Source organism: Streptomyces bathyalis (assembly GCF_015910445.1).
Classification (GTDB): domain Bacteria; phylum Actinomycetota; class Actinomycetes; order Streptomycetales; family Streptomycetaceae; genus Streptomyces; species Streptomyces bathyalis.
Genome location: NZ_CP048882.1, coordinates 7,224,387 through 7,249,851 on the forward strand (window position 1 = coordinate 7,224,387; position 25,465 = coordinate 7,249,851).

The 25,465-nt window shown below is 68.4% G+C and carries 23 protein-coding genes; 11 read left to right on the forward strand and 12 right to left on the reverse strand.

Going from position 1 to position 25,465, the window contains the following annotated elements; translation table 11 throughout:
* Nucleotides 1-2 precede the first annotated feature (2 nt).
* The 6 genes from G4Z16_RS31450 (at nt 3) to G4Z16_RS31475 (ending at nt 6,154) form a co-directional block, all read left to right on the forward strand.
* Complete coding sequence (locus tag G4Z16_RS31450) at nt 3-1,013, forward strand: pyridoxal-phosphate dependent enzyme (RefSeq protein ID WP_197353946.1); 1,011 nt, start codon at nt 3-5, stop codon at nt 1,011-1,013.
* 93 nt (nt 1,014-1,106) lie between these two features.
* Nucleotides 1,107-1,952, forward strand: a complete 846-nt coding sequence (locus G4Z16_RS31455) for a Rossmann-like domain-containing protein (protein WP_197353947.1) — start codon at nt 1,107-1,109, stop codon at nt 1,950-1,952.
* Nucleotides 1,949-3,241, forward strand: coding sequence for an MFS transporter (locus tag G4Z16_RS31460; RefSeq protein WP_197353948.1), 1,293 nt, complete (start codon nt 1,949-1,951; stop codon nt 3,239-3,241). Before G4Z16_RS31455 ends, G4Z16_RS31460 begins: the two co-directional genes overlap by 4 nt.
* Nucleotides 3,238-4,353, forward strand: coding sequence for a FecCD family ABC transporter permease (locus tag G4Z16_RS31465; protein ID WP_246531170.1), 1,116 nt, complete (start codon nt 3,238-3,240; stop codon nt 4,351-4,353). The genes G4Z16_RS31460 and G4Z16_RS31465 overlap by 4 nt, the downstream gene beginning before the upstream one ends.
* Nucleotides 4,353-5,165, forward strand: a complete 813-nt coding sequence (locus G4Z16_RS31470; RefSeq protein ID WP_197353949.1) for an ABC transporter ATP-binding protein — start codon at nt 4,353-4,355, stop codon at nt 5,163-5,165. The genes G4Z16_RS31465 and G4Z16_RS31470 overlap by 1 nt, the downstream gene beginning before the upstream one ends.
* Nucleotides 5,144-6,154, forward strand: a complete 1,011-nt coding sequence (locus G4Z16_RS31475) for an ABC transporter substrate-binding protein (protein ID WP_197353950.1) — start codon at nt 5,144-5,146, stop codon at nt 6,152-6,154. The genes G4Z16_RS31470 and G4Z16_RS31475 overlap by 22 nt, the downstream gene beginning before the upstream one ends.
* 57 nt (nt 6,155-6,211) lie before the next feature.
* On the opposite strand, the gene G4Z16_RS31480 is transcribed toward G4Z16_RS31475, so the two are convergent.
* A complete protein-coding gene (locus G4Z16_RS31480) occupies nt 6,212-6,889 on the reverse strand; it encodes a GbsR/MarR family transcriptional regulator (protein ID WP_197353951.1) in 678 nt (225 codons plus the stop codon).
* Nucleotides 6,890-7,072: 183 nt separating this feature from the next.
* Between G4Z16_RS31480 and G4Z16_RS31485 the strand changes: the two genes are divergently transcribed.
* Complete coding sequence (locus G4Z16_RS31485; RefSeq protein WP_197353952.1) at nt 7,073-8,278, forward strand: cytochrome P450; 1,206 nt, start codon at nt 7,073-7,075, stop codon at nt 8,276-8,278.
* 3 nt (nt 8,279-8,281) lie between these two features.
* Nucleotides 8,282-8,494, forward strand: a complete 213-nt coding sequence (locus G4Z16_RS31490; RefSeq protein WP_197353953.1) for a ferredoxin — start codon at nt 8,282-8,284, stop codon at nt 8,492-8,494.
* A gap of 52 nt (nt 8,495-8,546) precedes the next feature.
* On the opposite strand, the gene G4Z16_RS31495 is transcribed toward G4Z16_RS31490, so the two are convergent.
* The 3 genes from G4Z16_RS31495 to G4Z16_RS31505 form a co-directional block, all read right to left on the reverse strand.
* Nucleotides 8,547-9,803, reverse strand: a complete 1,257-nt coding sequence (locus G4Z16_RS31495) for a pyroglutamyl-peptidase I (protein ID WP_197353954.1) — start codon at nt 9,801-9,803, stop codon at nt 8,547-8,549.
* Between the two features lie 233 nt (nt 9,804-10,036).
* Nucleotides 10,037-10,687: a response regulator gene (locus G4Z16_RS31500; RefSeq protein ID WP_197353955.1), complete on the reverse strand. Its 651-nt coding sequence runs from the start codon at nt 10,685-10,687 to the stop codon at nt 10,037-10,039.
* Nucleotides 10,684-11,820 (reverse strand): sensor histidine kinase, encoded by a 1,137-nt coding sequence (locus G4Z16_RS31505; protein WP_246531171.1) that lies wholly within the window; start codon nt 11,818-11,820, stop codon nt 10,684-10,686. The genes G4Z16_RS31500 and G4Z16_RS31505 overlap by 4 nt, the downstream gene beginning before the upstream one ends.
* A 133-nt stretch (nt 11,821-11,953) precedes the next feature.
* Here G4Z16_RS31505 and G4Z16_RS31510 point away from each other — a divergent pair, with 133 nt between their 5' ends.
* Both G4Z16_RS31510 and G4Z16_RS31515 read left to right on the forward strand, forming a co-directional pair.
* Nucleotides 11,954-12,685: a class I SAM-dependent methyltransferase gene (locus G4Z16_RS31510; RefSeq protein WP_197353956.1), complete on the forward strand. Its 732-nt coding sequence runs from the start codon at nt 11,954-11,956 to the stop codon at nt 12,683-12,685.
* Complete coding sequence (locus G4Z16_RS31515) at nt 12,682-13,368, forward strand: DedA family protein (protein ID WP_197353957.1); 687 nt, start codon at nt 12,682-12,684, stop codon at nt 13,366-13,368. The genes G4Z16_RS31510 and G4Z16_RS31515 overlap by 4 nt, the downstream gene beginning before the upstream one ends.
* Here the strand turns inward: G4Z16_RS31515 and G4Z16_RS31520 are convergent.
* From G4Z16_RS31520 to G4Z16_RS31550, 7 genes are all read right to left on the reverse strand, one after another.
* Complete coding sequence (locus tag G4Z16_RS31520) at nt 13,363-13,953, reverse strand: dihydrofolate reductase family protein (RefSeq protein WP_197353958.1); 591 nt, start codon at nt 13,951-13,953, stop codon at nt 13,363-13,365. The two genes, G4Z16_RS31515 and G4Z16_RS31520, sit on opposite strands and share 6 nt — an antisense overlap.
* Nucleotides 13,954-14,114: 161 nt before the next feature.
* A complete protein-coding gene (locus G4Z16_RS31525) occupies nt 14,115-16,922 on the reverse strand; it encodes a glycoside hydrolase family 78 protein (RefSeq protein ID WP_197353959.1) in 2,808 nt (935 codons plus the stop codon).
* 15 nt (nt 16,923-16,937) lie between these two features.
* Nucleotides 16,938-17,822 carry a carbohydrate ABC transporter permease gene (locus G4Z16_RS31530; RefSeq protein WP_246531172.1) on the reverse strand — a complete coding sequence of 295 codons (885 nt, stop codon included), beginning with the start codon at nt 17,820-17,822 and terminating at the stop codon, nt 16,938-16,940.
* Nucleotides 17,819-18,766 (reverse strand): carbohydrate ABC transporter permease, encoded by a 948-nt coding sequence (locus G4Z16_RS31535; protein ID WP_197353960.1) that lies wholly within the window; start codon nt 18,764-18,766, stop codon nt 17,819-17,821. Before G4Z16_RS31535 ends, G4Z16_RS31530 begins: the two co-directional genes overlap by 4 nt.
* A gap of 12 nt (nt 18,767-18,778) precedes the next feature.
* Nucleotides 18,779-20,101, reverse strand: coding sequence for an ABC transporter substrate-binding protein (locus G4Z16_RS31540; RefSeq protein WP_197353961.1), 1,323 nt, complete (start codon nt 20,099-20,101; stop codon nt 18,779-18,781).
* A 388-nt stretch (nt 20,102-20,489) separates the two neighbouring features.
* Nucleotides 20,490-21,833: an MFS transporter gene (locus G4Z16_RS31545; protein ID WP_197353962.1), complete on the reverse strand. Its 1,344-nt coding sequence runs from the start codon at nt 21,831-21,833 to the stop codon at nt 20,490-20,492.
* A gap of 35 nt (nt 21,834-21,868) precedes the next feature.
* Entirely contained in the window at nt 21,869-23,116 is a 1,248-nt protein-coding gene (locus tag G4Z16_RS31550; RefSeq protein WP_197353963.1) for a glycoside hydrolase family 1 protein, read from the reverse strand.
* Nucleotides 23,117-23,325: 209 nt separating this feature from the next.
* On the opposite strand from G4Z16_RS31550, the gene G4Z16_RS31555 reads away from it, so the two are divergent.
* Nucleotides 23,326-24,594: an ROK family transcriptional regulator gene (locus G4Z16_RS31555; RefSeq protein ID WP_197353964.1), complete on the forward strand. Its 1,269-nt coding sequence runs from the start codon at nt 23,326-23,328 to the stop codon at nt 24,592-24,594.
* 65 nt (nt 24,595-24,659) lie between these two features.
* On the opposite strand, the gene G4Z16_RS31560 is transcribed toward G4Z16_RS31555, so the two are convergent.
* Nucleotides 24,660-25,364 carry a DUF2470 domain-containing protein gene (locus tag G4Z16_RS31560; RefSeq protein ID WP_197353965.1) on the reverse strand — a complete coding sequence of 235 codons (705 nt, stop codon included), beginning with the start codon at nt 25,362-25,364 and terminating at the stop codon, nt 24,660-24,662.
* Between the last annotated feature and the right edge of the window lie 101 nt (nt 25,365-25,465).

The following is a 25,465-nucleotide window of genomic DNA, read 5'->3' on the forward strand; positions in this document are numbered from 1 at the left end:
AGATGCACGCACACATAGCGGAAGCCGTGAAGCAGCCCGATCTGATCCGCGTGCGAGCGGATCTGCTCTGCCTGCGATTCGAGACGATGAAGATCTATTCGGCTCTGGGGGCTGTTCGCCATCTGCTCGACTCCGGGGCCGTGAAGCAGGGCGACACGCTCATTGACAGCTCGAGCGGCATTTACGCACAGGCCCTGGCACTCGCCTGCCACCGCTTCGGGCTCAAGTGCCACATCGTGGGCTCGACGACCGTGGACCGCACGCTCCGCGTTCAGCTGGAGATCCTCGGCGTCACCCTGGAGCAGGTCGAGCCCTCGAAGAATCTGCGGCTGGACCAGGAACTGCGAGTACGCCGCATCTCCGAGATCCTCAAGGCGAATCCTTCGTACCACTGGATGCGGCAGTACCACGACGAAATCCATTACTACGGCTACCGCGAGGTGGCCGACGTCATGGACCGGGAAGTCCCGCCGGGCGGAATCTCGTTGGTCGGCGGTGTCGGTTCCGGGGCATCGACGGGTGGCATCGCCACCTACCTGAGGGAGGCCGGCCGGGATGTGACCGTCGTGGGCGTACAGCCCTTCGGGAGCGTGACGTTCGGGTCGGAGCATGTGTCGGACCCCGACATGATCATCGCTGGCATAGGCAGCGCCATCGAGTTCAAGAACGTACGCCACGCCCTCTACGACCGGATCCACTGGGTGAACTTCGAATGCGCCCTGTCCGGGGCCGTCGAACTGCTGCGCAGCACCGGGATATTCGCGGGACTTTCAGCCGGGGCCGCGTATCTGGCGACTCTTTGGGAGCGACGCCGCAGAAGCACCGGGCGGACCTACGTCTTCATCGCAGCCGACACCGGACACCGCTATGTCGACAGCGCCTTCGCCCGGCACCGCGGGGCCAAGGACATCGACATCCTGAGCCCCCACGAGATCACGTCGCTCGACGAATTGAGGCAGCCGTGGTCGACCGCCTCGTGGCCCGACATCTCCGCGGCGCGACGCGGGACTTGACGCAAGCGCCCACGACACCTGACCGACGCCGGCAACAGCCGGCTCCTGCTCGGAGAGCAGCAGCAAACCCACCATTCGACGAGAGAACTGAGAATGCCATACCCGAAGCCGCATACCGTCGCGGAATTGACCGAGGGAGTGCTGGAGGGCGCCTACGGGCCCGCTCCGGGAGGCGTGACCGTCACCAGTGCCTTCTGGCTCTATCACACCACGCGGTTGGCGGGCGGCGAGGTCACGTACCACAACCACTACCTGCTGCTGCGTGTAGGGGAGAGCTTTGGAGCCTGCTCCTTCGAAGCAGGCGAACTGAGCCCCGATTTCTGCGAGAACGCCTCCGGTTTCCCCCTGGAGACGTTGCTTCGTAGCGAGACGACTCCGGTACGCATCGCTGCGCTGGATGCCTATCTGTCCCATGTGCGGCCGCACCGGACGTCCGGCGACGCCGAGCCGTTCACACTGCCCACCGGAACCCCGGAGCGCAGGGCAAGGGCGCGGGACGCCGCCGTAGCGGGACTGCTCGAAGTCGAACCAGGCGCCCGGGTGGCCCTGATCGGTGTGGTGAATCCACTGATCGAAGCGATACGCGACCAGGGCGGCGTCTGTCTGCCCTGCGACCTGAACCTGCGGACCACGCAGTGGGGCGAGCCGGTCTCCGATGACATGACCGAAGTCCTCGGGCAGGCCGACGCCGTGGTGGCTACCGGAATGACGCTCAGCAACGGCACGTTCGACCTGATTATCGAGCACTGCAGGCAGCAGGACGTCCCGCTCGTGGTCTACGCACAGACCGGGAGCTCCGTCGCACGCGCGTTCCTGCACAGCGGCGTGACTGCCCTGTCGGCCGAGACCTTCCCGTTCTCCCAGTTCAGCGCGGACGCCACTGTGCTGTACCGCTACCGGGCCGGCAGCTTGGCCACGGTGGTCGAGGAGGCCTCATGAGTACCGGTACCGGGACTTCGCATATGAGGCGTGAGGAAGCAGAAACGGGTGAGCGGCTGCCGAACGACTTGAGGATGACACGCGAGTTGTGGCCCATCCTGCTGGCCTCCGCGGTCGGGCTGCTGCCGTTCACCGTCTTCAGTACATATCTGGTACCGATCGCGGACGGGTCCGGAAGCAGCGTCGCTGCCATGGGCGGGCTCCGCGGACTGGGCGGGCTGGCGGCCCTGCTGGTGGGTACGGCACTGGCGCCGCTGATCGACCGTGTCCCCAAGGAGTGGGCCGCCGCCGGCGGGCTCGGGGTGCTCGCCGTCTCGGCTGCTCTCGGAGCGAGCGGCGATTACATCCTTCTCGTGGCCTTCTGCCTGCTCGTCGGAGGTGGGACAGCCGTGCTCAATCCGTCTCTGACCGCAGCGGCGGCCGACCGGTTCGGTTCGGGGAAGACGGCCGGCAGAGCGGCGACGCTGGTCACGGCGACCCAGTCGATGACGGCGATGCTGGCGGCGCCCTTGATCGCGCTGCCCGCTCTGTTCTGGGGGTGGGAGGGTGACCTCCTCGCGGTCTCGGCGGTCTCGTTGCTGCTCGCGGCGATACTGCTCTCGCGGCGCACCTCCTCCGGTGTGGAGGAAGAGACCGACAGCGACCGGAAGTTGACCTACCTCGCTTCCTTCAAGGCCCTCGCCGCGGTGCGGGGTGCCGTGCCGCTGCTCCTGATCTCCCTTCTCCGAACCGCCGTGTTCATGGGGTACTTGGCGTACTTGGCCGCGTACTACGACAGCCGGTTCCAACTCGACCCCGGCCTCTTCTCGTTGGTCTGGACGCTGAGCGGCGCTTCGTTCTTCGTGAGCAACCTCCTCGCGGGTCGGCTCACGAACTCCGCTCGACCCCGGGTGCGTACCGAGTACTTGCTCGGTCTCGGTCTCGTCACCGCTCTGGCTTCCGTGGTCGGGTTCTACTTCACGCACCTGCTCGTGCTGGCTCTCGTCCTCACTTCACTGCATGCGGCCAGTCACGCGGTCGTCGCCGCTTGCGCCGTGAGTCTGCTCGTCCGGCGTTGCGGGCCGCTGCGCGGAACCGCCTTGAGCATCAACGCGGCGGGAATGAGTCTGGGCGTCTTCGTCGGAGCCTCCCTCGGCGGCGCCGGCCTCGGTCTCGCCGGCTATCCCGGGATCGCTCTGGTCTTCGGCGCCCTGATGGCGGTCGCGTCGGTGGCGGCGCTCCTGGTCACCCGGTCCTCCTCACCGGAGAGTGAAGAGGACGACGGCTCAACTGACTCCGACGACACATGACGAACTCACCCGTGCCATCCGTGGGCAGCGCCTCGCGTTCGGCGAACAAGGAAGCCCGTGACGTCCGGCCGCGCACCTCACGCAGGGGATTGATCCCCGCCTGCCTCGCCCTCCTCGTCCTGCTTCTGGCGTCCGTCGTCGTGGCGATCGGTCTCGGGCCGGCGGTGATCACGCCGGACGAGACGGCCCGATACCTGTGGGCCGCCGTCAGCGGCGGGCAGATCGACGCGCGCGAGGCGACGACCTATCAGATCGTCTGGGAGATCCGCACCCCTCGGGTACTGCTGGCCGCGCTGGTGGGGGCGGGGCTGAGCACCATCGGGGTGGCCATCCAGGCGATGGTGCGCAATGCGCTGGCCGACCCGTACGTCCTGGGCGTCTCCTCCGGGGCGTCTGTCGGCGCGGTCGGCGTCACCGTCACCGGAGCTCTCGCGGGGCTGGGGGTCTACGCCACGTCGGCCGGAGCCTTCCTGGGGGCGCTGGCAGCATCGGCCCTCGTATACGCCGCTGCCGCGAGCCGGGCCGGGCTGTCACCACTTCGCCTCATCCTGACCGGCATCGCCATGGCACTCGGCCTCCAGGCCGTGATGAGCATGATCATCTATTTGATCCCCAACAGCGAGGCCACCAGCACGGTCCTGTACTGGACGATGGGCAGCTTCGGTGCCGCAACGTGGGCAACCCTGCCCGCAGTCGCCGTGTCGGTGCTGCTCGGTGTGCTCGGGCTGAACCGCTCCAGCCGCGCCCTGGATGTGATGGCACTGGGCGACGAGACGGCGGCGAGCCTGGGCATCGACCCCGACCGGCACCGCAAGGGGCTCCTGGTCCTCATCTCGCTCGTCACCGGCGCCATGGTCGCCGTGAGCGGTGCCATCAGCTTCGTCGGTCTGGTCATGCCCCACTTGGTGCGCATGGTCGTCGGGGCCACTCACAAGCGCGTGCTCGCGGTCAGTCCGCTGGTGGGGGCGGTCTTCATGGTGTGGGTGGACCTTGTGGCCCGAACGTTCGTGGCTCCGCGGGAACTGCCCCTCGGCGTCATCACCGCACTGATCGGTGTCCCGGTGTTCGTCACCTTGCTGCGCCGCAAGGCCTACATGTTCGGAGGCCGCTGATGGACCTGACCCTCGACGGGCTGTCGGTCGTGACTGACGGCAAGAAGCTCCTGCGCGACCTCTCCCTGAACGTGACGGACGGCCGGTGCGTGGGCCTCGTCGGACCCAACGGGAGCGGCAAGTCCACCGCCCTGAAGTGCATCTACCGTGCCCTGCGCCCGAGTTCCGGCACTGTACGAATCGGTGAGCAGGAACTGTCACGCCTGAGCATGCGGCGCAGTGCTCAACTCGTCGCCGCCCTCGCCCAGGACGGGGAGGTCGAACTCGACTTCACCGTGGAAGAGGTCGTCGCTCTGGGCCGTACGCCCCACATCCGGGGCAACCAGGTGCTCAGCACCAGGGAACGGGAGCTGTGCGAGCGGGCCATGGAGCAGCTCGACATCAGTCACTTGGCCCGTCGCGGCGTGCTGACACTCTCGGGCGGCGAGCGTCAACGCGTTCTCGTGGCCCGCGCTCTCGTCCAGGAGCCCACGGTCCTCGTCCTCGACGAGCCGACCAACCACCTCGACGTGCGGCACCAGATCGAGCTGCTGTCACTGCTGCGTGTCACGGGCCTGACCACCTTGATCGTGCTGCACGACCTGAATCTCGCGGCTGCGGCGTGCGACCAGCTCGGTGTGCTCTCCGACGGACGCCTGGTCGCCAGCGGGGCCCCCGAGAAGGTCTTGACTCCCGAGCTCGTTCACGACGTCTTCGGCGTCCGCGCGAGCGTCGTCAGCCACCCGCTGACCGGCGATCCGCAACTGCTGTATTCCCTCGCCCCTCCATCACCGAACGGAAGTGAGACCTCATGCCTCTCACCCGGCCACTGAACCCCGCACGGCGACGCGCCGCTGTCGGCTCGACCGCGGCTGCCGCACTCCTGCTCAGCGGATGCGGAGCGGACGTCGCGACCGACGGGAAGAAGTCCGAGAAGGTCACAGTCAAGAGGTGCGGGGAGCCGGTCGAATACACCACCCCCAAGCGCACGGTCGCCTACGAAGGGGGAAGCGCTGACAAGCTCTTCAGCCTCGGACTGACGAAGCACGTCCATGGCTACGTGATGCCACCGGCCAACCCGCCTGTGAGCGAGTCGCCCTGGGCGTCCGAGTACGCCAAGGTGAAGAAACTCAGCGACGACCTCCTCAACAAGGAACTGGTCGTCGATGCCAAGGCGGACTTCGTCGTGGCCGGCTGGAACTCCGGTTTCAGCGATCAACGCGGCATCACTCCGGAGATACTGGACAAGCTCAAGATCCAGAGCTTCATGCACACCGAGAGCTGCTACAACTACCCCAAGTCCCCTGAGAAGAAGCCCCCGTTCGAAGCGCTCTACACAGACCTTGAGCGGCTCGGGAAGATATTCAAGGCGGAGGAAAAGGCGGAGAAGGTCGTCCAAGGTCTCAGGGAACGCGAGAAGGCCGTCGCTTCGAAGGCGCCGAAGGGCGACCCGCCTCCCGTCTTCCTCTATGACTCCGGGACCGACCAGCCCTTCACCGCGGGGAATCAGGTTCCGCCCAACGACATCATCGAGAAGGCCGGCGGGAGGAACGTGTTCTCGAAGCTCGACGAGCGCTGGGCACAGGTGAACTGGGAGAGTGTCACCAAGGCCGAGCCTGAGGTCGTCATCATCCTGGACTACGGGGACAAGCCCGCCACGAAGAAGATCGACTTTCTCAAGAAGTCGCCGCAAACGCGGGAGTTGCCCGCCGTGAAGAAGGACAACTTCTTCATCCTCGACTACAACGAGGGCATCAGCGGCCCCCGCAACATCGACGGCCTGGAGAGGTTCGGCACGTACATGCGGAACCTGGCTCACTGACTTCAGCAGGGGCGTGGCCGACCACATCACCATGTCGCTGAACGGGCCGGCAGCTGATCACGCCAGGAGGGAGCGCCAGCGGTCGGCCGACTCCATCGTGTCCAGGATGACCCGCTCCAGGAACGTCCCTGCCCTGGTCAGCCGCTGTCCCACGGGGTTGTCGGGCCCGAGTTTCTCCGCGGCCGCGAGCGCGGCCTGTGCCGAATCGAGCGTCAGCCGCGAGCCGATCAGGATGGAGTGGTACCAGGCGTCGTCGTCGATCACGTAGATGTCGCGCCTGCGCTGCGGATCGCGCTCGCGCCTGACGAACCCCTGCTGGACCAGGAAGTTCACGGCCACGGAGACGGAGGCCGGGCTGACTTTCAGCCTGCGGGCCAACTCGGCCGCGGTGCGCCTGCCGTCCTCGGACAGCAACAGGTCGACGTGCACGCGCGCTGCCGTCCTCGGCATCCCCGACCTGACCGCCAGCTCGATGATCTCCTCGTCCGTCTCGGTCGTGCTGTCCGATGGGCCGGCACCCAGGGATGCGGGTGTGCCGCGCCGCGCCCGCCGGACCGTCTCCCGCTGGGCTTGCTGGGGCCGGTAGCCGCCGGGCCCGCCGTTGCGTCCGACCTCCCGGCTGATCGTCGAGGTCGGCCGCTCGAGCCGTCTGGCGATCTCGGCGTAGGAGAGCCCGTCGGCGAGTCCGGCCGCGATGCGCTGACGCTCCTGCTGGGTCAATCGTCCTCCTGGCATGCCGCCAGTATTGCCTTTGCCAACATTCATTGCAACGCGATATTGCATTCGCCCTCAGCGTCATTGCATCAATATGAGGCCGTTCACCTGCGAGAACTGATAATGGTCGATTGACGGAGTCCTGAGTGCAACGTAGCTTTCGAGGCATGTTAAACGCGTACTATCGCGAGGTGAGGAATGGTCATGGGTGAATCCCTCAACACCGTCACGACGATGCCGACGGCGCGGCAGGCCGGCTGCCCCTTCGACCCACCGGCAGAGCTGATCGACGCCCACCGGCACGCCCCTATCAGCCGCTACACCTTTCCCGGCGGAAAGCCGGGCTGGCTGATCACCGGGTACGACCTCGTCAGGGCGGTCCTGGCCGACTCGCGGTTCAGTTCACGCAAGGAGCTGATGCTCCATCCGACCATCGACTACGGGGACTTCGAGGTCCCCGCGGCGCCGCCCGGCGAGTTCCTGCTCATGGACGAGCCACAGCACAGCCGCTACCGCAAGCCGCTGATGGGCAAGTTCACGGTGCGGCGGATGCGCCTGCTCACCGAGCGCGTCGAGCAGATCACCGCCGACCATCTGGATGCCATGGAGAAGGCGGGGCCGCCGGCGGACCTGGTGACCGCGTTCGCGAGGCCCGTGCCCGCCATCGTGATCTGCGAGCTGCTCGGTGTGCCGTACCAGGACCGGGGGTCCTTCCAGGAGCAGGTCGACTCGTTCATGAACGGGGAGACGAGCGACGAGGACCTGATGACGGCCTACGCCGCGACCCAGGACTACCTCGCGCAGCTGGTGGCCGCGAAACGCGCGAACCCCACCGACGACATACTCAGCGACCTCACCGACAGCGATCTGAACGACGAGGAGCTGCAGGGGATCGCCCTGCTCCTGCTGGCAGCCGGGCTCGACACAACAGCGAACATGCTGGCCCTCGGGACGTTCGCGCTGCTGCGCAACCCGGAGCAACTCGCCGCGCTCCGCGCCGAACCCGAGCTCGCCGACCGGGCCGTGGAGGAGCTGCTGCGGTATCTCAGTGTCGCCAAGACTTTCATGAGGACGGCGCTGGAGGATGTCGAGTTGGGCGGCCGGACCATCGAGGCCGGCTCGCGGGTGATCCTTTCGTACAACACCGCGAACCGTGACCCCGAGCGCTTCACCGATCCCCACGTGCTCGACCTTCGCAGGCAGCACGGCGGACACCTGGCCTTCGGACACGGCATCCACCAGTGCCTGGGCCAGCAGCTGGCCCGCGTCGAGATGCGCGTCGCGTTCCCCGCGCTGGTCAACCGCTTCCCCACGCTGCGCCTGGCCGTACCGGCCGAAGAGGTCGATCTGCGCCCGGAGACGGCGGACATCTACGGCGTCAAGAGCCTCCCCGTCACCTGGGACGCGTGACCCATGAGGATCACTGTGGACGCCGAGCGCTGCATCGGCGCAGGGATGTGCGCTCTGACCGCCGCCGAGGTCTTCGACCAGGATCCCGACGACGGCCACGTGCTCCTGCTGCGCGCCGAGCCGCCGGCCGTCCACCGCGCGGCCGCGCAGATGGCTGCCGGTGTCTGTCCCTCCGGGGCGATCACCATCAACGGGCCGGAATCCAGCGGCTCCTAGCGCCCTGGGCGGCCCGCACGCGGGCCGAGAGCCCGGGCCGCGTGCCCGGCTGTCAGCTCTCGGCCGCCACCCGGATGATCGAACGGACCTGATCGATGATGTCCTGCCGGTTCTGGAGGAACTCCGGGTCGGTGATCTTGCCTGTGGCCGGGTCGGTGTTGCCCTGGCCGAACTCGAGGACGGGGGTGTGCACATGGCCGCCGGGAATGTTCAGGCCGAGCCGGTCGCGCAGCAGCGTCGCACGGTACGCGATCTCGTTGGACAGGTAGTCCCCGCCGCCGCCCTCACGTGCGGTGGAGCCCTCGGTCGGACCGTCCGGCCGCGTCACCGGCTCGGTCTCGCCCGCCGGGATCTCGACCACCTCCGTGTTGTCCTTCACCGGGAAGCGGCCCGTCGGGGCGGACACGATGTCCTGGTAGGGAAGCGTGGTGGTCGTCCACTGAGGCTGCGTAGCGGGGTCGGACACCGGGACCGTGCCGGAGGCCGAGATGTTGTCGTTGTCGGGGAAAGTCCCACGCCAGGCCCCGTTGTTGCGCTCGACGTCGAACTGGCCGGGCCTGCCCTGGCTGACGGTGGTGAACAGGTCCACCCCCGGCAGATGCGGACGCAGGGTCCGCTCGACCGTTCCGCGGGCGAAGTCCTCCCAGCGCACGGGGAACATGGCCGTCTCGATTCTGACCGGACCCGCCTTGGTGCGCAGCACCGTGCCGTCCAGCGCAAGCGCGTTGGCCCCGGACGGATTGCTGATCCGGATGTCCTCATCCAGCGTGAACGGGTCGAAGCCGGTGACCAGCATCCGCTTCGTGCCCTTGTCCTTACCGCCCGCGAAGTCGATGGCATCCTGACCGCGAGAGCTCTGCTCCAGCCGGTCACGCAGGGCCGAACGCTGCGCATCCGGGAGACCGAAGCCGGGCTGCCACTGCCGCAGCGCCCCCGTCATCCCCAACCGCGCCCAGTACAAGGGCCGGTCATCAGCGCGGCTCAGGTCCCCGCCCGCAGGGCCACGTCCCTGGGCCCGGTCCACCGCGCGCTGCCACAGCCGCTGCCCGTGCCGCACGACCAGCTTCTCCGCCTCGGCGTAGGAGTCCGCGCCGCACAGGGCCCGGGTGAACTCCGAAGCCACCGGGTCGAAACCGGAACGCTGCAGGATCTCTTGCGGCACCGCCCTGGCCAAGCGCTGCTCCTCCACGGTCAGTTGTACCGAGGGATCCGTACACCCGGCGGGCTGCTGCTCGGCCAGCGCAGGGGTCATGGGCAAGGCAGCGCTCACGACAACTACCGCGGCCAGCTGTGCGCGCAGTGTTCGCATCCGGATCTCCTCAGTTGGCATCGTCGACTTGGATGAGGCGAGAGTTCGGTGCAGCGATCGGTGGCTGCACCGGGGCGCGTGGCCGTGAACCTCCGGGCCCGGGCCGGGTCAGCGGTCGAAACACGTCTGCGCTGCCGGGTGCTCAAGGTATCTGGCTCCGGCCTCCAAGTGCAGGTGGGCGGCCCAGAGTTGTTCCTGGGTCGCAACGAGCGCGGATGAGGCACCGTCGCCGTTCAGGCGGTGAGGCCCGCGTCGCGCGCAAGCAGTGCCGCCTGGACGCGGTTGGCGACGTCCAGCGTGGTGAGGATGCGGCTGACGTGGGCCTTGACGGTGCTCTCGCGCATTCCGAGGCCGGTGGCGATGTCGGCGTTGGTGTCGCCCCTGCTGAGCAGCGCCAGCACCTCGCGTTCGCGGGGCGTGAGCTGCTCGATCCGGGTACGTGCGGCGGCCGCTCGGGGCCGGCTGGTCGCGTGATAGCGGTCGATGAGGCGGCGGGCCGCGGCAGGGTGAAGCATGGCCGAGCCGGCGGCGACGAGGTGGACGGCGCGCAGGATCTCGGCCGGGTCGGTGTCCTTGAGCAGGAAGGCGTCGGCTCCGGCGGCGAGCGCGTTGTAGACGTACTCGTCGAGGTCGAAGGTGGTCAGCGTGATCACCTTCGGGGGGTGGGGGAGGGCACGGAGACGGGTGGTGGCGGCGATGCCGTCCATGCGTGGCATGCGGACGTCGACCAGAGCGACATCGACGCGGTGGGCCCTGGCCAGTTCGACCGCATGCACGCCGTCGGATGCCTGGGCGGCGACCTCGATGCCGTCGTCGCCGTGGAGGAGGTCGGTCAGACCGAGACGGACCAGGGCATCGTCATCGACGATCATGACGCGGATCATGTACGGATGCCGTTCTGTTCGACGTCTGTGGGGTGGGGGATGCGGGCGGCGAGGCGCCAGCTGCCGGCGTCGTGAGGCCCGGCGTGCAGACGGCCGCCGAGGGTGGTGACGCGCTCGCGCAGGCCGACCAACCCGAAGCCGGAGGAGACGGTCGTCTCCGTCGCGGTACTGCCGGGGCCGTTGGTCACCTCGACGACGGAGACGGGCGGCCCGTAATCGATCCGGACGGTCACCTGCGCACCCTCAGCGTGCTTGCGGGCATTCGTCAGGGCTTCCTGAACCAGGCGGTGCACAGCCAGACGGTGAACGGTGGGAGCCTCCCCCGGCTGCCCGTCGACCGTCATCTCGACCTGCTGCCCTGCTGTTCGGGCCTCGTCGACCAACTCGTGTACGTCGCGCAGGACAGGCGCGGAGGCAGCATCCGCAGTGGCGTCCCGGGGGCCGTGCAGGGCACCGAGGATGTCCCGAAGGTCGGCCAGGGCGTCTGTGGAGGTGGTGCGCAGCAGGGTGAGGCGTTCCCCGACCACCTGGGGCAGCGTGCTGGTCGTGGCGGTCAGTACCCCGGTGTGAAGCGCGATGAGGCTCAGCCGGTGTGCCAGCACATCGTGCATCTCGGCGGCGATCCGGGAGCGCTCGGCGGCACGGGCGGCCTCCTCCCGCAACTCCCTCTCGATGCGCAGATGTTCCACCTGAGCGTTCAGCACCTTCACCTGACGGCCTCTGCCCGCCCAGTGCCCGCATCCCACGACCACCAGGAGGAGCAGACTGAAGCGCTCCGTGAACGACGAGGTCGCCGAGGACAGCAGCATCTCGGTGACCAGCACGGCGGCGCCACAGCCCATGGCCACGACGACGCGGTGGCTTGCTGCCAGGTCGAACAGCGCGATCAGCAGCAGCGGCAGCATCGGCCATCCCCACAAGCCGGTTGCGGCGGTGGCCAGTAGCGGGGCGAGGAGCCAGTGGGGCCTTCGGACGAGCAGGAACAGTCCGCACAGCACCGCTGCCGCCGTGCCCGGCGTCAGATACCCGCCATCGGTGGACACGGCGCGGTACTGAACGGCGCCGAAGGTGACCAGCACCACTAGGCCGTAGCGCCCGTATGCGACCCACGAAGAGTGCTCTCTCCAGCCCACCCAGCGATCCTAAGTACCCGGTCAGGAGGTCTTCGTCCGACGACCTTCCATGCTGACCCCCTACTTTCGTAGGGGGACGCCGTCGCACAAGGACGGAGTTGCAGGTGCGGGCCGGCTTCCTAGCGTCGCAGCCATGAGCCACTCGCCCGCCTCACCCGACCGTATCCCCGCGCAACGGCCCGCCGGGAGCTGGACGTTCGTCCTCGAAGCGGCCCGCGACCTGCGCACTGTCGGGGCTGTCGCACCGAGCGGCAGGTCCCTGGCCCGTGCGCTGACCGAGCCGGTGCGCGCACAGGCGGGACGTCCGCTCAACATCCTTGAGGCGGGAGCCGGGACCGGAGCGGTCACGCGCGCCTTGATCCCACAGCTGTCACAAGGCAGTTGTCTGGATGTCGTCGAGGCCAACCCACGTTTCGCGGAGCGGCTGCGCGACCTCCTCGCTGCGTATCCGGGCGCGGCGGGACAGCGAGAGCAGATCCGTGTCCACGCCTCGCACATCGAGCGTCTGGACACCGATCGGCGCTACGACGTGATCGTCTCCGGCCTGCCGTTCACCAACTTTTCTCCGCACGATGTCGAAGCGATCATGGCCCGGTATCTGGAACTCCTGTATCCAGGCGGTACTTTGACCTACTTCGCTTACCGGGGCACCCGGCACGCTCGTACCCTGCTGGCGTCCGCAGCACAGGCCCAGCGGCACCGCGCCGCGGAGGACGTCCTCTCCGACTACCAGCGCCGCTGTGCCACCGGCTGCCGTACGGTGTGGGCCAATCTGCCCCCGGCCACGGTGTGGCAGCTCAGGCGCCCCGCGAACGGAGTCCGCCGTACGGCTCCGCGGGACGCCGCGGCCGGGGCGAGTCGATGACGATCGTGTCCGACACGCTGGGCCAAGTGCCCGCCGGCGCCGCCTACATGATGGTGACGGTGGCCGTCCTGGCCGAGTCCGTCCTGCTGATCGGTGCCTTCATTCCCACCCTCACACTGCTGCTGACGGCCGGTGCGCTGGCACAGACCGGGTTCCTGAACCTCCCGTTGGTGATCGCGGCCGCCATGTGCGCCGTGGTCGCGGGGGACTTCGTCGCGCACCGCACGGGAGGACTGCTCGGCGACCGCCTGCGCACCGGAAGGCTGGGCTGCCGCGTCCCCGCTGCGGCGTGGCGGCGTGCCGAGACCCTGATGGCTCGCTGCGGTGGCCAGGCCGTCTTTCTCTCCCGCTTCGTTCCGGTGGTCCGCACCGTCACGCCCCACGTTGCCGGTGCCACCCGTCTGCCTTACCGCCGCATCGCCCCTTACAGCGTCATGGCCGCGTTGCTCTGGGCCACCGCCGAGGCCGGCATCGGATACGCGGCCGCGACGTCACTTCAGCGCGCTCTCGCCGTAGGCCCCGTACTCGCCGCGGTCGCGGCAACAGGGGCTGGGGCAGCACTGGTATGGGCGAAGATGCGCCGCCGCCGTAGCAGCCGGTCCCAGGCAAGCGGCGCACACGGCCCCGGGACCGAATCCCCGGCGCTGCCGTTCCACGCCGTCGCGACGCGCGAAAAGCTATGACGCGGCGGGTACTTGGCTGTTCTCGACACGGAAGCGCAGGTGGGTCACGGCCCCGGAGACCGCCCTTCCTTCCGCGGCCAACTGGGCCCGCTCACCGGCGAACAGCGGGGTTCCGCCGCCCAGCAGGATCGGAACGAGGTGGATGTGGACCTCGTCGAGCAGGCCGGCCGTGAGCAGCTGGCGGGCGACGTCGGCGCCCAGCACCAGAACGTCCTTGCCCCCGGCAGCCTCCCTGGCGCGCTCAACCGCCGTCCGCATCCCGTCGAAGACGAACGTCCCGCCGTTGCCGCCGACGAGGTCCTCTCGTGTCCGGTGCGTGACCACGAAGCTCGGTACGCCGGGCCACGGCGTACCGCCCCAAGGGCCCAGGCCGAGGTCGAACGTGCGCCGTCCGATGACCGCCGCCCCCACCGCGGCGTCCACTTCCCGGCGTACCGCTGCGTCGATCGCGCCCTCCGGCCCTGACCCGGCCATCCATTCGTGCAGCCGTTCCCCGCCGTCCCCCATCGGCTCCGCCTCGCGGACGTTCGGACCGGCCGTGAACCCGTCCAGGGACACCGACACATCCAGCACGACCTTGCTCATCGCTGACCTCACCCCACCTGGGCGCCGCCGCCCGGCGCCGTCACGAGATGGTTGCAGACCGGCAAGGACTTTCAAATACGACATGACTGACATGGATGGCGCAGACGGAGCGGAACGGGGCGCCAGCATGAGCCCAGGTGACCCGCGAGTTGACTCCGAGGTCAGAGCAGGTCTGCCAACGCTCGGCGGGCTGCCGCTGCGCTGCTGTCCCCGCTCTTCCCCGCCAAGTGGAGCGGCAGATCGAGCGGAGGCACGTTCAGGTAGCGCCCGGCCCGCCGGGCGATGTCCGAGGCGTCCCGGCCAAGGCCGTGGTCGATGAGCAGGTTGACGGCGTCCTTCCACAGCTTCGGGGCGTCGATGAGATCGCGGACGGTGGTGAGCTCCGCGGCGGGGGCGGCGGGCACAGGAACGGTCCAGGAGTGACGGCCATGCCGCACCTCGACGGGGCCCTTGGTGGGGTCGGCGCCCGGGAGGTGGACGGTCGCCGTGGAGCCGGGCGGGACGACGGCCTCGACGGTGAGTTGGTCACCTTCGCGGCGCCAGGCCGCGCTCGCCTCACCGTACGGAGTGACGTGGCGCGCCTCGGCGTGAGTGAACGCGGGGTAGGGGACGGGCCGGATGGTGATGTGCCGGTAGCCGGGGGCAGCGGGGGCCAGGCCGGCGAGGGTGCGGTGCAGCCAGTCGGCGACGGCGCCCAGGGCGTAGTGGTTGAAGGAGGTCATCTGGCCGGGGTTGATCGTTCCGTCGGGGAGCATGGAGTCCCAGCGTTCCCAGACGGTGGTCGCACCCATGGTGACCGGGTAGAGCCAGGAGGGGCAGCCGCGTTCGAGGAGGAGGCGGTAGGCGAGGTCGGGGTGGCCCGTGGTGGTGAGGGCGTCGGTGATGAGCGGAGTACCGACGAAGCCGGTGGCGATGCGGAAGGCGCTGCTGCGCACCAGATCCGCCAGCCGCTCCCCGGCCCCCGCGCGCTGCGCCGGGGTGGGCAGCAGATCCCAGGCGATGGCCAGGGCGTAGACCGTCGGGGCATCGGAGAGCACCCTGCCCGCGCTGGTGACGTAGTGGCGGATGAAGGCGTCTCGGGTGCGGTCAGCGAGGGCGGCGTAGCGTTCGGCGTCCCCGTCGCGGCCGGTGATGCGAGCGGCCTCGGCGGTGAGCCCGGCGGAGCGGGCCAGGCAGGCGGTGGCGACCACGTCGGGGTCGGCCTTGGCGGCGAAGGGGTTGTCGGGCGGCGCGTCGGGGTCGAGCCAGTCGCCGAACTGGAAGCCCCCCACCACGACACCGTCGGTGGTGCGGGATGCGACGACGTCGGTCCAGGCGCGCATGGAGTCGAACTGGCCGCGAAGGACCTCGGGGTCGGCGTAGCGCTCGTGGAGCACCGACGGCACGACGGTTGCGGCGTCGCCCCAGGCGGCGGCGGTCGGGTGCTCCTCGCGCAGGACGTCGGGGATGACGAACGGCACGGCGCCGTCGGGGTGTTGATCGGCGTCGAGGTCGGCGAGCCAGGAGGAGAGGAATCCGGCGGTGTCGAAGAGGAAGGCGGCCGTCGGTGAGAAGACCTGGATGTCGCCGGTCCAGCCGAGGCGTTCGTCGCGCTGGGGGCAGTCGGTGGGAACGTCCAGGAAGTTGCCGCGCATGCCCCAGACGACGTTCTGGTGGAATTGGTTGACGTCAGGGTCGGAGCAGGAGAACCAGCCGGTGCGTCGCAGGTCGGTGCCGATGACGACGGCCTCCGCGTCGGCCGGGGCGAGCCCGTTCAGGCCGGTGACCTCGGCGTAGCGGAAGCCGTGGAAGGTCAGGCTCGGTTCCAGCACCAGCGCCTCGTGCTGCTTGTTGTTCCCGCCCGCGGCGTCGGCGGTGGGGAGGAGGTAGGTGTCGGTGGCCTCAGCGGTGCGCAGTGGGCGTACGCCGAGCTCGCCGTGCTCGTCGAGGACTTCGGCGTGGCGAATGGTGACCTCTGTCGCGTCGTGGGGAGGGCGGGCGGTGAGGCGGACCCAGCCGACGAGGTTCTGGCCGAAGTCGATGAGCGTCCTGCCCGAGGGGGAGGCCCACACCTTCACGGCGGGCACGACTTCGGTGGCCCGCACGGGCGGCCCTTCGGGCGCGACCAGCCTGCCGAGGTCCGCCTCGACGACCTCGACGGTGTCCGCTGCACCTGCCGTGGTGGCGGGACGCAGGTCGGTGCGCTGCCCGTCGTAGATGTCGTCGGCGAGGACGCTGCTGTTGTGCGCGGACCACTGTTCGTCGGTGACGACGGTCTGGGTCGAGCCGTCGGTGTAGGTCACCTCCAGCTGGGCCAGCAGTGCGAGCCGGTCGCCGTACAAGGCGCGGGGCGGCTCACTCCAGCCCAGCCTGCCCCGGTACCAGCCGTTGCCCAGCAGCACCGACAGCTCGTTGTGGCCCGCACGGAGCAACTCCGTGACGTCGTGCGTGGCGTAGCGCAGGCGGTTGCCGTAGCTGGTCCAGCCCGGAGCCAGGATCTCGTCGCCGACGCGAACGCCGTTGAGGGTCGCGGTGTAGACGCCGTGCGCGGTGGCGTACAACCGCGCCGAGGCGATGCCCACGCCCGAGCGCAGAGTCACGGTGCGGCTGAGGATCGGTGCCGGGTCGCCGATCCGGCCCAGGATGGCGGGGCTGATGAACCGTGCGTCCCATTCCTCCGGCGCCAGCAGGCCGGCTTCGACGGTGGCGGGCTCGCTCCAGTGCGTCCAGCTCTCTCCGGAAGCGACCCGCACCCGGACCGTGGCGCGGGCGCGGGAGGTCAGGGGCGTGAACGGCCAGGGCACCAGGAGTTGTTCGGCGGTGTCGACGCGAACGACCGTGCCGTCACAGTCGAGTTCGTACGAGGTCTGGTGCCAGTCCGGGTCGTCGGTGGTGACCTGCCATGACAGGCGCGGGGTCGCGGTGCCGATCCCGAGCGGGGAGCTGTCGCGGTGTTCGAAGCGGACGGGGCTGACGTTGGTGTGGGCCATGTGTGCTGGGCCTCCTCAGCCCTTGATCGCGCCAGAGGTCATTCCGGCGACTATCTGCCGGTTGAAGAAGAGGAACATGATCAGCGGCGGGATCGTGATCAGCAGGATGTCCATGAACAGGAGGTTGTACTGGCTCTCGAACTGGCTCTGGAAGTTGAACAGGGTCTGCTGGACGGTGGCGTTCTCCTCGCCGGGCAGGAAGTAGAGCGGGTTGACGAAGTCGTTGAAGACGTTGACCGACTGGACGACGATCACGGTGACCGTGACCGGGCGCAGCAAGGGGAAGATGACGCGGAAGAAGAGGCGGATCGGGCCGGCGCCGTCGATCACGGCCGACTCGTCGAGGTCGCGCGGGACGGTGGAGATGAAGGCCCGGAAGAGCAGGACACAGAAGGGAAGATGGAAGGCCACCTCGACGAGGATCAGGCCGAAAAGGGTCTTGAAGAGCCCGAGCCCTTGCAGGACCCAGATGGTGGGGACGACGGCCGGGGGGATGATGAGTCCGGCCAGCACGAGGAAGCTCATCGGCCCGGTCGTCCGGCTGGTGCGGCGCTGGAGGACGAACGCCACCATCGCACCGAGGACGACCATGAAGGTGACACTGGCGACGGTGAGGATCACGCTGTTGATGAACGCGATGATCAGGATGTAGTCGCCGGCCTCGAGGACGGCCTGGAAGTTCTCGACGATCTGCCAGTCGCCGGGCAGTGAGAACTCCAGCTGCGCCGCTTCCTGTTCACCCTTGAACGCGGTCACGACGATGAAGGCGAAGGGGATGACGAAGACGACGACGAAGGCGAGAGTCGCCAGCACGCTGAGTGAGTAGTTGGGGCGGCGAACCCTTGAACGTGGGCGCGCGCTGGGGAGTACGGCCTTCACCGTCCTGGTGCTGTCGCTCACAGCTCCGCCTCCTTGCGGTTGAGGAACCAGAACAGCGGAACGACGATCGCGGAGACCAGGATGAAGAGCACTACGTTGCCCGCCGTGGACAGACCGTAGAAGCCGGCCTGGTACTGCTTGTAGATGACCGAGGCGATGACGTCGGAGGTGAAGCCGGGGCCGCCGCCGGTCATCGTCCAGATCAGGTCGAAGGTGCGCAGCCCGCCGATGAGGGACAGGATGATGACGGTGACCGTCGCCGGTCGCGCCAACGGCACTGTGATGCGCCAGAACTGGGCGAGCGGCCCCGCTCCGTCCACCTCGGCCGCCTCGTAGTACTCGCGGGGGATGGAGACGACACCGGCTATGTAGATGACGGTGGCCAGTCCGACGCCCTTCCAGACGTCGACGAAGGCGACCGACAGGAGTGCCCAGGCCGGGTCGGTCAGCCAGGCCGGGCCTTCGACGCCGAGCACGCGGAGGGCGTCGTTGATCAGGCCCTCGGACGGGTGCATGAGCACGGTGAAGGTGATGCCCACGCCGATGGTGCTCACCAGCACGGGGAAGAAGACCAGTGAGCGCAGGAAGCCGCGTCCGATGATCTGGCTGGTGAGCAGCACCGCGAGCAGCAGCCCGAGGACGACCTTCATCCCCGAGGTGACGACGGCGTAGATGAGGGTGTTGGTCAGGCCCTTCACCAGCGCCGCCTCGCGGACGAACTGCTCGAAGTTGTCGAGGCCGATGAACTCGTAGTCGAAGAGCGTCCAGCGGGTGAGGCTGAAGAAGAACGCAGCGACTGTCGGCACCAGGAACAGCGTCGTGTAGACGACCCCTGCGGGAAGGTAGAACCCGAACGGGTAGGCGCTCTTGAGTGCCGCACTCCCCGCCCGGGTCTCACCCCGCGACGACGGTGACCGCTTCTTCTTTGACCGCCGCTTTTCGGGGGCCTCGAGGGTGGTGGTCATGGTGAGGACCCGTCACCAGCCTTTGAGGCCCAGTTGCTTGGCCTGCTTGGCCACGTCCTTGTCGTACAGCTGCGCGCCCTTGGATGCGGAGCGGATACCCGAGCCGACCTCGATGCAGATCTGCTCCAGCGCCGGGCCCTTGACCGGGGAGAGGAACTCCAGAGCGGGCGTCACAGCGTCGTCCTCGAAGTAGCGCTGCGTGTCCTTGACCGCCTGCGGCGCGTCGGCGGGCAGCTCGCAGCCCTTCACCGAATAGGGCCCCGAGGGAGGCTGCGCCTTGGTGAGGGACTTGCAGCCGTCAGGACTCGCGATGAAGGCGAGAAACTCCTTGGCTGCCTTGAGCTTCTCTCCCTCGGTCGACTTCGGGATGTACGCCGCGGCCGGGGCCCAGGCTGTCAGCCCGTTCTGCGCGGCCTTCTCGCCGGGGAGCGCGAAGAAGCCCATGTCGTCCTTGGCCGCGGGCACGGCTTCGATCACGGGGCTGATCGCGTTGGTCAGCATCGGGTAGTGCGCGCCTTCTCCCTTGCCGATCATGCGCAGGCCCTGCTCGTACGTCGCCGAGGCGAAGCCCTTGTTGAGGTAGCCGGCGTCATGAACGTCCTGGAGGCGCTCAAAGCCCCGGCGCGCGTCCGGAGAGGTGGCGTACTTGACGTCGTTGCCGGTGTATTCCTTGGCGAAGTCCGGCTCGGCGGCGGCGACGTTGTGGTAGTCGCCCAGAACGAACAGCTGCGAGGTCCAGGTCTCCTGGTAGGTCTGGATGACCGGGGCGATGCCCGCTTTCTTGATCTTGGCGTTGTTCGCCATGAACCCGTCCCAGGTCTTCGGCACCTTGAGGTCGAGGTCGGCGTAGACCTTCCGGTTGTAGAGCACGCCGCCGCCCATGTTCGAGCCGGCAGGTGCGCCGTACACCTGGTCCCCGACGGAGGCGGTGGGGCGGAACAAGTCGTCCAGGTCGCCGACCCACTTCTCGTCGGTCATCGGCACGAGGTTCTTCTTCGGGTCTATCGCCTGGAAGAGGGAGCCGGTGTTGTACAGGAAGACGTCTGCCATCTCGCCGGTGGCCAGCCGCGTCTTCACCACGTTGTCACCCTCGCCGCCGCCGGGCCGCGCTTCCACGTCGACCTTGATGTCCGGATGCGAGGCGGTGAAGTCCTTGGCCAGCCGCTCGCCCACGGGGAGGCTGTCCGGGCCGGTCGGGACCAGGAACTCGAGCGTCAGTTTGTCCTTGTCGCCGCTCGAACCGAGACTGCCCGAGCTGCATCCGGCCAGGCTGATCGAGAGTGCCACCAGCGTGGCGAGCGCCGGTGAACGGCGGGCCGGGATTCCGAACCTCATGTCGTCGACCTCCGTGGAGCGTGACTGCGCTGACCGGTGCGGACGTGGCGCCGCCCGGGGGTTCTGGACCGTGAAGCAATGGGCCGTGGAGGGGACCCGCCATTTGAAACGTTTCAGCACATGAAAGTGACTAAATGCTGACGCCGTGGTCGTTGCCCGTCAACCGGCGGTGTTGTAACGAAAAGGTAAACAGTGGCTTGGAGTAGGCCCCGGCCTGCGGTGACGAAGCCCCCAGGGGCCGGTGCTCGTGGGAAACGATCACTTGTCGAAACGAGAAGCGATCTTCGGATCGCCTGAAACGTTACTGAGTAGCAGGACTCATGCAAGTGCCGTGCAAGGAGCAGTAGTCGCCGTACGCGCCCGGTGCGACCGTGGGCTCTCGGAGAACTCAGACGTCCGGCATCGGGCGGCGGGCGGTCTCGCGAATTGCGAGGGCGCCCGCCAAGGTGAACAGCAACGCGGCGACGCAGTAGACCACGACGATGTTCGGGGTGTCCGTGACTCCGACCAGCCAGGCGACGACGAAGGGTGCTGTGCCGCCGAACAGGGCGTTCGCCAGCGTGTAGGTCACCGACAGCGCGCTCATGCGCACGGTGGTGGGGAAGAACTCGGACAGCAGGGTCGGGACGAGGCCCATGATGGCTGCCGCGCAGATCCCGAAGAGGGCCTGTCCGGCGGCTATCGCGGCCAGGTTGACGGCATTGTCGAGCTCGAAGATCGGATATATCAGCGCCAGCAGAGCCACGGCGCCGGTGATCAGGATCGGCTTCCGTCCGGTCCTGTCCGAGAGACGGCCCCACATCAGCGCGGCGCCGGAGTAGACGAGCAGCCCGATGAGATTGCCGCCCAGCGCGACGGAAAGCGGCACGCCACGTTCGGAGTTGAGGTACGCAGGGATGTAGTTGTGGAAGACGTACGTGCTGACCGTGCCGCCGGTCACGACGGCGGCGCCCAGCAGTATCAGCTTCCAGTGGTGGCGGAGGGCTTCCAGGACCGGCACGGAAGGCCGGCTCTTCAACTCCTCGCGTCGTTCGGCGACATGCTTGTAGTCGGGGGTGTCCTCCAGTTTCATCCGCATGTAGAGGCCGATGACACCCAGCGGGAGAGCCAGCGCGAACGGTATGCGCCAGCCCCACGCGTCGAGTTCGCTCTCCGGAAGGATGCTGGTGAAGAGCAGGACGGTGGCCGTGGCGGTGGCGGATCCCAGTCCCACTGTGGCCGTCTGCCACGACCCGTAGCGGCCGCGCTTGCCGGGAGGCGCGTACTCCACGATGAAGGTCGCCGAACCGCCGAACTCGCCGCCGGCGGCGAAGCCTTGAAGGGCCCTGAGCAGGAGCAGGAGCAGCGGCGCCCATACGCCGATCTGTGCGTAGCCGGGGAGCAGGGCGATGACGGCGGTGCCTATCGACATGGCCAGGACGACCCCGGCGAGGACGTTGCGGCGGCCGGCCCTGTCACCGAGGTTGCCCAGGATGAACGCGCCGAACGGCCGGGCGACGAAGGCGACTCCGAAGGTGGCAAAGGTGGCCATGATGGCCGCCTGCGGATCGCCACCGGGGAAGAAGACGCGGGCGAGGATGGGGGCGGCCGCGCCGTAGAGGACGAAGTCGTACCACTCCACGAAGTTGCCGATCGCGCCTGCGATCACGGCTTTGCGGGATACGGCTTCTCGTGGCCGGTGGACAGCTGCAGGGTCGTCGGGGGTGTCGTGTCCTTGCGTGGTGTGGGCCATGTCGGCTCCCTTGGTGATGGTGCGGCGCGTCGGCGTCAGCCGGGGTCCGGCAGCGCAGAGAGGCGACCGGTTCGTGCGATGCGTTCGAAGGCGTAGGCGCTGGGCTTGGGCGTACGGACGAAATCGTTCTCGCGATCCACCGCGATCAGGCCGAACTTGGGCACGTAGCCCTCGGCCCACTCGAAGTTGTCGAAGGCCGACCAGTGGAGGTAGCCGCGCACGTCGATGCCCTCCGCCATGGCCTGTGCCACGGCGGCGAGGTGGGAGGCGAGATACTCGACGCGCTCGGAGTCGTCCTCGGTGGCGATGCCGTTCTCGGTGACGTAGAGGGGCAGGCCGGTCTCGGAAGCCCGGTGCAGGATCAGACGCAGGCCGTCGGCGTGCACGGCCCAGCCCATCTGTGAGATCCGTACGCCGGCGGGTGGTTGGGCGAACAGGGTGGGGGACGCGGAGTCGACCCACTGCTTGCGGTAGTACTGGACGCCGAGCCAGTCGCCGCGGTCGCGCCCGCTCAGACCGTTCAGGTACAGGTCGACGATCTCCCCACGCATGGTCTCGCAGAACGCCCTGCAGCCTTCGTCGTCCGCTCGGGCAGGCGCCAGCAGCGGCAACTGAACGACGAGACCGCACTGCGGGGTGCCCGCTCCTGTGCGCATGGCCCGCACGGCGACCCGATGTGCGGCCAGCAGGGTCCTGCCTACTCGCTTCCACAGCACGGCATTTGTGACGCCCGGCGGGTGATAGCCCTCCAAGTAGCCGTGGAGAGCGACCATTTGCGGCTCGTTCACCGTGCACACGAACGGCATGAGGTCGCCAAGTTCCACAGCGACGCGCGAGCAGTACCGCTCGAAGAGTTCGAGCGCGTCAGGGGCGAGCCAGCCACCGCGAGCGGCGAACCACCGCGGCAGCGTGAAGTGGTGAAGCGTGACGAACGCGGTGAGTCCTCTGTCGGCCAGCGCGGTGAGCACGCGGCGGTAGTGCGAGAGAGCGGACGTGCTGAACTCTCCCGGCGCGGGCTCTATCCGGGACCACTCCAGCGACAGCCTGTGGGCGTTGTGCCCCATGGACGCCAGGAGCGTGAAGTCCTCTTCGTAGCGGTGGAAGTGGTCTATGCCGTCGCCGGACGACTCGCGGGCAGCGGTCGAGGGATCGTGCTCGAAGGCCCACCAGTCGTTGTTGACGTTGCCGCCCTCCACCTGGTGCGCGGCCGTGGCACTGCCCCAGAGGAAGCCGGCGGGAAAGTCGGCACCCGCGTCATGGGGACCGGTCTCGGCACTGGTCACGGACTCTCCTCGGTGCGGGTGCGGGTGCGGGTGCGGAGGGAGGTAGGGCGACCCGCGGGGCAACATATGTCTCCGAGGGACATAAGTCCATCCGTGCGTACGGAAGAATTCCCTCAAGGATCTGACTGCTCCCTGGCGGATGTGTCCGCGTAGGGTGGCCGTACGACGAAGAGGGAGGGGTCTTGTCCGTAGGGAACGGGGAGGGCCGAGTGGGGCGACCGCGGCCGCAGGTCCCGTCGCCGAGCCTGATCTCGGTGCTGGACCTGCTGCGATCGACAGGTGGAATCACCCGGCCCGAGCTGGCTCAGCGCACGGGACTCACCCGCAAGGTCGTGGTGCAGCGCGTCGAGGAATTGATCGCCTGCGGGCTGGCCGAGGACGGCGGCATGGCCAGGTCCTCAGGCGGGCGCGCCCCGCGTGAGGTCAGATTCCGTGCCAACGGCGGGCACTTGCTCATCGCCGAGCTCGCCGCCACCAGTGTCACGGTCGGCCTTGCCGATCTCAGCGGCGCCATCCTGGACGAAGCGGCCGCAGACGTGGACGCCCGCTCCGGACCCGACGCCACCTTGGAGCGGGTCGAGCAGCTCTTCGACGGCATGCTGACCAAGCGGTCCGCGGACAGCCCGCCCGTCTGGGGCATCGGTATCGGCATCCCGGGCCCCGTGGCGACCGCCACCGGACGGCCCATCGGGGCGGTGTCCGCACCGGGCTGGGCGGACTACCCGGTGCGCGACCGCCTCGCGGCCCGGTACGACGTCCCGGTCTGGGTCGAGAACGAGGTCAACCTGATGGCTCTCGGTGAGGTCCGCGCCGGGCTCGCCAAGGGCCGTGACGATGTGCTCTTCGTGAAGCTCGGAAGCGGCATCGGCGGCGCGATCATCGCAGGCGGCACCCTCCAACGCGGCTCCGGAGGCTTTGCCGGTGAGATCGGCCACACCGTCGTCACCACCGAGGTCACCGAACCCTGCTGGTGCGGGCAGAGTGGATGCCTCACTCAGATCGCCGGCGCCAGAGCGCTCGGCAACCAGGGCGAGCAGGCGGCGGCGTCGGGCCGCAGCCCCATCCTCGCTGCCATCCGGGCGGAGGGACGGCGGATCGGCGTCCGCGAAGTCCTCACGGCAGCTTCGGCGGGAGACCCGACCAGCCATCAACTCCTCAGCCACGCCGGCGAGTTGATCGGACGGACAGCCTCAGTCGTCGTCAACGTGGTCAACCCGTCCGTCATCGTCGTCGGCGGAGGCCTGTTCAGCATCGACGACCCGCTGATGGACGCCTTCCGCACCACGGTCCGCGCCGGATCGCTGCCCAGCGCGGCAGAGGATCTGAGCGTCACCGTATCGGCGCTGGGCAATGCCGCGGGGCTCATCGGTGCCGCTTATCTGGTCGTCGACGAACTGCTCTCACCACGCCTTCTGGCCGTCTGGAGTGAGTACGGCACCCCCCAGGGCCTCGCCGACCTGATCCACCAGGGCGGCTGAGGAATCGACGGCGCCCGTCGCGATCACGACGTTGCGGCCGCCGTGAGCCGGCACGGCGGTCGCGATCAAGCCAGCAGGTGGTTGGGGCGGGACACCCTGCGGGCAGCGTCCAGCAGGGCCCGGATCCGGGAGCTGGCCTGGTCGGGATTCTCTGCGGGTGTCGCGAACGGCAGCCGGACATCACGATGGGCGCTCGGATATTCGAGGCGCAGCGTCACGCCGAGCCTGTCCAGTGCCACCGGAACCGCGCGCACGATGCCCTTGGCCGGCTGCGGTCGCACGAGACGCAGGAACAGGGGAACGCATTCACTGTGGTCGTCCCAGAGATGCGTCAGCATGCTCGCCTCGCTGGTGGCCAAGGGGTCAGGGATCGACTCCTGCAGCTCGCCGAGTGTCACGAACTCCCGTTTGCGGGAGTCCTCCAGGACCGCTTGGCCGAACTCCATGCAGGTGCTCTCCGTGGCCTCCGGGTCGAACGGGGCCGCCAGCACTCCGGTCAGGGTGACTCGAGCCCGCAGCCGTTCGCGCACCGGCGTGGGGGCGATGTCGGTCAGCTCCAGTCTCACCGGGAGGCGTATCCCGTCCCTGGGGGGAGAGTCTTCGGGGGGTGCGTGAAGGTGGAAGTTGCCCACCGACTCCGTGCCGCGGAGCCGGTGCACCTCGGCATGCAGCCCGTCGCTCACCACCGTCATCGAATGGGCGGCGGCCAGGATCGACCGCACGCGCTCGGCGGGCGTCGGCTCTGTGACGCGGGTGCGGAAGGGGCGCATCCAGGTTCTCCCATGGCTGGGTCGGAGGTCGTACGGGCACGCGGACCTGACGTAGTTAGGTTAGGCAAACCTAACACGCCGGTTGTTGCTCCGGACTCGAC

What these genes read in the sequence shown, in the direction of transcription:
- G4Z16_RS31450 (WP_197353946.1), top strand. Translation starts at nt 3, where the DNA reads ATGCACGCACACATAGCGGAAGCCGTGAAGCAGCCCGATCTGATCCGC.
- G4Z16_RS31525 (WP_197353959.1), bottom strand. Translation starts at nt 16,922, where the DNA reads ATGGCCCACACCAACGTCAGCCCCGTCCGCTTCGAACACCGCGACAGC.
- G4Z16_RS31560 (WP_197353965.1), bottom strand. Translation starts at nt 25,364, where the DNA reads ATGCGCCCCTTCCGCACCCGCGTCACAGAGCCGACGCCCGCCGAGCGC.
- G4Z16_RS31495 (WP_197353954.1), bottom strand. Translation starts at nt 9,803, where the DNA reads ATGCGAACACTGCGCGCACAGCTGGCCGCGGTAGTTGTCGTGAGCGCT.
- G4Z16_RS31500 (WP_197353955.1), bottom strand. Translation starts at nt 10,687, where the DNA reads ATGATCCGCGTCATGATCGTCGATGACGATGCCCTGGTCCGTCTCGGT.
- G4Z16_RS31510 (WP_197353956.1), top strand. Translation starts at nt 11,954, where the DNA reads ATGAGCCACTCGCCCGCCTCACCCGACCGTATCCCCGCGCAACGGCCC.
- G4Z16_RS31540 (WP_197353961.1), bottom strand. Translation starts at nt 20,101, where the DNA reads ATGAGGTTCGGAATCCCGGCCCGCCGTTCACCGGCGCTCGCCACGCTG.
- G4Z16_RS31470 (WP_197353949.1), top strand. Translation starts at nt 4,353, where the DNA reads ATGGACCTGACCCTCGACGGGCTGTCGGTCGTGACTGACGGCAAGAAG.
- G4Z16_RS31490 (WP_197353953.1), top strand. Translation starts at nt 8,282, where the DNA reads ATGAGGATCACTGTGGACGCCGAGCGCTGCATCGGCGCAGGGATGTGC.
- G4Z16_RS31520 (WP_197353958.1), bottom strand. Translation starts at nt 13,953, where the DNA reads ATGAGCAAGGTCGTGCTGGATGTGTCGGTGTCCCTGGACGGGTTCACG.
- G4Z16_RS31480 (WP_197353951.1), bottom strand. Translation starts at nt 6,889, where the DNA reads ATGCCAGGAGGACGATTGACCCAGCAGGAGCGTCAGCGCATCGCGGCC.
- G4Z16_RS31465 (WP_246531170.1), top strand. Translation starts at nt 3,238, where the DNA reads ATGACGAACTCACCCGTGCCATCCGTGGGCAGCGCCTCGCGTTCGGCG.
- G4Z16_RS31545 (WP_197353962.1), bottom strand. Translation starts at nt 21,833, where the DNA reads ATGGCCCACACCACGCAAGGACACGACACCCCCGACGACCCTGCAGCT.
- G4Z16_RS31460 (WP_197353948.1), top strand. Translation starts at nt 1,949, where the DNA reads ATGAGTACCGGTACCGGGACTTCGCATATGAGGCGTGAGGAAGCAGAA.
- G4Z16_RS31515 (WP_197353957.1), top strand. Translation starts at nt 12,682, where the DNA reads ATGACGATCGTGTCCGACACGCTGGGCCAAGTGCCCGCCGGCGCCGCC.
- G4Z16_RS31485 (WP_197353952.1), top strand. Translation starts at nt 7,073, where the DNA reads ATGGGTGAATCCCTCAACACCGTCACGACGATGCCGACGGCGCGGCAG.
- G4Z16_RS31455 (WP_197353947.1), top strand. Translation starts at nt 1,107, where the DNA reads ATGCCATACCCGAAGCCGCATACCGTCGCGGAATTGACCGAGGGAGTG.
- G4Z16_RS31535 (WP_197353960.1), bottom strand. Translation starts at nt 18,766, where the DNA reads ATGACCACCACCCTCGAGGCCCCCGAAAAGCGGCGGTCAAAGAAGAAG.
- G4Z16_RS31475 (WP_197353950.1), top strand. Translation starts at nt 5,144, where the DNA reads ATGCCTCTCACCCGGCCACTGAACCCCGCACGGCGACGCGCCGCTGTC.